We start from the raw sequence: 5,957 nt of genomic DNA on the forward strand, positions 1-5,957 counted from the left end.
TTCACCTTTAAGTCTTTTAATTAAAGTCGTATCTCTTCGTTTTTCTAAAGTATGACATGCTTCTAGTGCGATTTCTTCACTTCCAAGCAGCACCAGCGATTTTTTTGCACGTGTAACTGCGGTATAAACTAAACTCTTCTTAAGCATATGTCGATGTTGTGGAATTAGAGGTAAGATAACTATTGGATATTCACTCCCTTGGCTCTTATGAACTGAAATACAATAAGCGTGTGTTATTCGTTCAAATGTTTCTGGTGAATATTCTACATATATACCTTCAAAATCAACTATAAATCTTACTGTATTATTTGGATCTTCAATCGGATAAATTATTTCGATTAGTGTTCCAATATCGCCATTGTAGACATCATCATCTGGTTGGTTCTTAAGCTGAAGTATTTTATCATTTTCACGAAATGTTCGATAACCGACTTTCCATTCCCTGCGTCCTGATTCTTGTGGGTTGAAACAATTTTGTAAAGCGTTATTTAGACGATCAATACCCGCAACCCCCGAATACATACAAGCTAATACTTGGATATCTTTTAGATCGTATCCTTTATCTAATGCATTTTGTACAATCTTAACAACTAAATCTTTTACATCATATTGATTTGCACCAAAAAAAGCGACATCATTTTTAAGTTTGGATAAGTTTAACTGTCCTTCACGTATTTGCGCAGCAAGTTCAATTACATCAGAACCATCTTTTTGTCTGAAAATATGTTCTAATCGTATAACAGGGAATAAATTTGAATCAATTAAATCTTTTAATAAACATCCAGGTGATACACTCGGTAATTGATTTTCATCACCAATGATACAAATCTTTTTGACATGAACGCTAGCTTGAACAAGGTTATAGAATAACCAATTATCAACCATAGAAAACTCATCTACAATAAGTAAGTCAATGAATAAAGGTTCGTTTGCATTCTTACCAAAGGTATTTGATTCTAAATCCCATGCTAATAAACTATGAATAGTATAAGCTTGAACTTCCGTTAACTCTGCCAATCGTTTAGCGGCACGACCTGTTGGTGCACAGCACGCAATATTAGCTAAGGGATATAGTTTCTTAAAAATGGATACCATTCCACGAACTACAGTTGTCTTACCCGTACCAGGTCCTCCAGTAAGAATCATGATGTCTTGCGATATAAATGAATGAATGGCTTCCATTTGCTTTGGATCATATTCAATATTAAGTTTTTCTTGAATCTCTTGTAAGGAGTCATTTAACAAATCTTCACTATATGGATCTAACTTTTCATAAGGAAATAAACTCAAGAACCCTTGTATCCCCTTCTCTGCATCATATTGGCTTACAGGATAGATTCGATTATCTTCTTGAACAAGTCTTCTTTTCTTAATTAATAAGTTACAATACTCATTGAAATTTGCTTCAATATTGCGACACGCTTTATTAAATTCTGCTTCAAGGATATCAACGAGTACAAAACTATTCCCTGTTCTCATACAACAATCCATTGCAAGTGTCACAAGATAAGCTTCAATACGATAAGGATGATCAGGTTCGTATCCCATGGACAGTGCAATCTTATCTGCAGTCTTGAATCCAAATCCATCACATTCTTCAATGACACGATATGGATTTTCAGATATTTTGCGTATCGATTCACTGCCATATGCACGATTTAGACGAATAATGTTTCGTATTCCAAGTCCATGCATTGTAAAAAACTGCAATGCTTCTTCAAATGAATCCTGATTACTAGACAATCCGTTTATTAATGCTTCTTTCTTTTTCTCAGTCATTTTAGGAATTTGTTGTAAACAAGAAGCATCTTCTTTGATCATATCGATACAAGTAGGTCCTAGGATATCTACTATCTTCTCCGCAAATTTCTTACCTATTCCTTCGAATAATGGACTAGATAAATAGCGAACTAAAGAATCTGTATCTGTAGGTGTAACTTTTCGATAGGATTTCACACTGAATTGCATTCCATATTTTTGATGTTCAATGTAATCTCCATCCAATTCATATAATAATTCCATATCATCGATTACAGGTAAGTACCCCGTCACAATAATCGCTTTCTCATCCAATGAATGAAGCTCAAAACGAGCCACAGTAAAGTAGGACTCGTCATGTCGATAGATTGTATGTGTAAATTTACCTGTTATCTTTTCCATAGTTTACCTTAAGAGTAATAAAATTGTAACTGCAATATAGTTGTTTAAGAAATGGAGTAACCATGCACCCAAGAAACTTTTTGTTTCATGATAATTCTTCGCAATCATAAATCCCTGAACCATATAAGGGAAAGCAAAGATCAAATCCATGAAATTAAATGAGAATATTGAGAAGAACACATGCATTCCACCAAAAAGAAACGAACTAATACAAGCTCCAATCCAAAAACCCTTTCTTTCTTCAATATATTTATAAATTACGCCACGAAATACAAATTCTTCAACCAATGGTGCGAATACCACAGATACAAATATGATAAGAATTGGGGAGGTAATTAATTGTGATTCAATCGCTATTTGATTTGCGGATGATGTATCATTTATAAACATCATTAACACAATATTGATTACATAATTCAAAGCATAGGATATTAATAAATTTTTTCCTGTTATTTTTAATATAGGTAACAATCTAGTTTTCACTGCATTAAACAAATCCATTAAAAGTGGTTTGCATAAATAACAAAAGTACAAAAGAAATACAACATAAAATAGAAATTGTATTTCATATGATAAATCTTTCCCTACTATCTTATATACGAAGGATACTAGAAATCCTAATAAAATTGGATATACGACCAAATATCCAAGTAAATATTGAATTAAGATGAGTATTTTATTTTTGTTTGTTATTTCTGACATGAAGTTCTTTCCTTGATGATTTTCTTGAATAAGTCATCATCACCTTGGTAAACTTCATCAATTACACCACCACCAAGTACTAGACCATCTTTATAAAAAACAGCCTCTTGACCAGGTGTAACAGCTTTGATTCCGTTAGGATAAATACACTCCACGGTATCTTGGTCGATTATATGCAATTGTATTTGATTATCTTTTTGGCGATATCTAAATTTTGCTTGGCAATCCATAACAGTAAAGTCATGCTCAGCAAGCCAGTTCATACCTCTAACAATACAGCGTGTTGATTTTAACCAGCGATTATCCTCACCACTTGAAACATATAATTCATTGGTATCAACATTCTTGCCTACTACAAACCATGGCCCACCAGCTCCTCCAATGTTTAGTCCTTTTCTTTGACCAATTGTATAATATAAAACACCCTCATGATTTCCAAGTTCTTCATTTGTATCAATGTTGATAATTTTGCCTGATTTTGCAGGTAAGTAATTTTTCAAGAATTGTCTAAAGTTTCTTTCACCAATAAAACAAATCCCTGTAGAATCTTTTTTTGTTGCTATTGTTAGATTTAATTCCATTGCAATTCTTCTTACTTCGGGTTTATCAATATCACCTAATGGAAACAAGGTATGATGTAATGCATCCTTGTTGATTTGGCATAAAAAATAGCTTTGATCTTTATTATCATCATCAGCTTTATACATAAATGATTCAGTTTCACCATGAATAACTTTTGCATAATGACCTGTCGCAACCCAATCAAATCCTTGTTTCTTTGCGAATTCAAAGAAACTTTGAAATTTAATATATTTGTTGCATAAAATATCTGGGTTAGGTGTTCTACCCTTTTTATACTCATTAATAAAAGTCATGAATACATCGTCCCAATATTCTTTTACAAAATCAACACGAAGTAATTCTAATCCAAGTGAGTCTGCAACGCTCTTTGCATCCATCCAATCACTCTCTTGCGGACAAACATCATTATCCAATGTAGGATTACCTAAAACATCATTGTTTGCGAGAGCATCCCAATTACGCATAAAAGCACAAGTAACATCGTGTCCTTGTTTCTTTAATAAATAAGCACATACGGCAGAATCAACCCCGCCTGATAAACCAACTAGTATTTTCACATTAACACCTCATATCTAGTACATTATAATACAAAAGTAGAGCTAATTAAATAGCTCTACTTTTCTGTTTCTCGGACTTTTCCACAGCCATCATAGTTAGGACAAGCTGTGTTACAAGAGAATACTGCCAATTTTCTAAGTTCATGTGGAATGAACGCATCTATTTCTTCTTCGTCATAACCAACTTGGAATACTGATTCATTTAAGATGATTGGACGTTTCAAGATAGATGGATTCTTTTGGATAAATTTTACTAGTTCGTTTAGAGATAACAGGTCTAAATCTATCTTATCTTCTTGCATGATTTTAGAACGTTTCGAAATTATGTCTTCCGTTCCATTTTCGCTTCGTTGAAGTAAATGTTTTATTTCTACTTCATTTAGCAAGGTTGTAAATATATTTTTCTCAACGAAGGGTAGATTTCTCTCTTTTAACCAATTCTTAACTTTCCTGCATGATGCACAGCCCGGGGAAGTGTATACAACGATCATAGATTACCTCCATCTACTAATAATTATACAATAAACTTTTCTCTACGTATAGAAATATGTTGACAAAGTTCACTTTTTTTATATTATTTAGAGAAAGAGGAGATTTCTATGAATAACAATAATCCGAATATTCCAAAACGTAAGTTTGGACTTTTAACAACCATTGCGATGATTGTAGGCATCGTAATTGGTTCTGGTATTTTCTTTAAAACACCTACAATTATACAAAATACGAATGGTAATGTAGTCATGGGGATCCTTGCCTTTGTAGTAGCAGCTATGGGTATTGTGTTTGGTGGTTTGACCATCTCTCAATATTCTTCAAATGATAATAAAATTGGTGGTTTAGTTTCTTATTGTGAAACTAGTTGGGGTCAAGTATTAGGATTCCTTGCCGGTTGGTTTCAATCTATTATTTACTATCCTGCTATTATCGCAGTTATCGCGTGGGTTGGTGCTAACTACACATTTGGTTTATTTGGTTTACCTAATTTACTAACAACTGGTGATTTTAACCTTGGTGTTTGGCCATTAGCGATTGGTTATTTAGTCTTTTATTACATCGTAAATACATTCCAAACAAAGAATGCGAGTAAGTTTCAAAGCTTTGCGATGTTCGCTAAAATCTTTGCGTTACTTGTCTTATCTATTTCTGGATTAGTATTAGGTAATCCAACAAGTGTCATTGCGATTAATCCAAGTTATGTAACGACTTCTACTGGTTTTCTAACAGCAGTTATCGCTGTAGCATTCGCAACTGATGGTTGGATGATAGCTCCAAGTATTGCTCATGAAATCAAAGATCCTCAAAAAAATTTAACGAAAGCATTAGTTCTTGCACCCTTAATTATTGTATTCTTATACTTATTGTATTTCTGTGGTGTTTGTTCGTTCTTGGGACCAGATGCTTTACTTGCTGGTGTTGATCCAATATCAAGTATTTCAAATGCTATTTTAGGACCTTGGGGTATTAAAATAGTATTGCTGTTTATTGTAGTTTCAGTATTAGGTACTTTAAATGGATTGATTTTAGGTTATATTCGTACACCTTATGCTTTAGCAGTTCGTGGTGAATTACCCTTCAGTGCTTCATTGGCTAAAATAAACAAGAAATACGATACACCTATTAATGCTAGTATTGCTTGTTTTGTTGTAAATTTAGTCTTCTTAATGTTTCATTTCTTATCTTTAGATGGAGCTGCAGTATATGGATTGACTCTATTTGAAGGTTTAGCTATTGATGATTTACCAATTGTAATGAATTATTTATTCTTGTGTTGTATGTATTTTGGTGTCTTACTTCGCCCTGATAAAGTAAAAACCACATCATTCTTAGGTCGTTATGTTTACCCTACTCTAGCTATCATTGGTTCAATGATTATCCTTTACGGAGGTATTACTCGACCTAAATTTAATGTCTATATGTTAATTACATTAGTAATTATTGCAGTAGGTCTCTTGATTC

At 33.1% G+C, this 5,957-nt stretch carries 5 protein-coding genes; 1 reads left to right on the plus strand and 4 read right to left on the minus strand.

Features of this window, described 5'->3' with window-relative positions; translation table 11 throughout:
• The 4 genes from recD2 to spx form a co-directional block, all read right to left on the minus strand.
• Positions 1-2,160 (minus strand): SF1B family DNA helicase RecD2 (recD2, locus tag RR643_RS11025; protein ID WP_332483240.1); only part of this gene is annotated, 2,160 nt, incomplete at its 3' end.
• Between the two features lie 3 nt (positions 2,161-2,163).
• Positions 2,164-2,862, minus strand: coding sequence for a CPBP family intramembrane glutamic endopeptidase (locus tag RR643_RS11030; protein ID WP_332470217.1), 699 nt, complete (start codon positions 2,860-2,862; stop codon positions 2,164-2,166).
• Positions 2,850-4,001: a tRNA 2-thiouridine(34) synthase MnmA gene (gene mnmA, locus RR643_RS11035; RefSeq protein WP_332483241.1), complete on the minus strand. Its 1,152-nt coding sequence runs from the start codon at positions 3,999-4,001 to the stop codon at positions 2,850-2,852. Before mnmA ends, RR643_RS11030 begins: the two co-directional genes overlap by 13 nt.
• A gap of 56 nt (positions 4,002-4,057) precedes the next feature.
• Positions 4,058-4,492, minus strand: a complete 435-nt coding sequence (gene spx, locus RR643_RS11040) for a transcriptional regulator Spx (protein ID WP_332470219.1) — start codon at positions 4,490-4,492, stop codon at positions 4,058-4,060.
• Between the two features lie 108 nt (positions 4,493-4,600).
• Here spx and RR643_RS11045 point away from each other — a divergent pair.
• A partial coding sequence (locus RR643_RS11045) for an APC family permease (RefSeq protein ID WP_332483242.1) occupies positions 4,601-5,957 on the plus strand: 1,357 nt, incomplete at its 3' end.

The organism is Anaerorhabdus sp. (assembly GCF_036637135.1).
Classification (GTDB): domain Bacteria; phylum Bacillota_I; class Bacilli_A; order Erysipelotrichales; family Erysipelotrichaceae; genus Anaerorhabdus.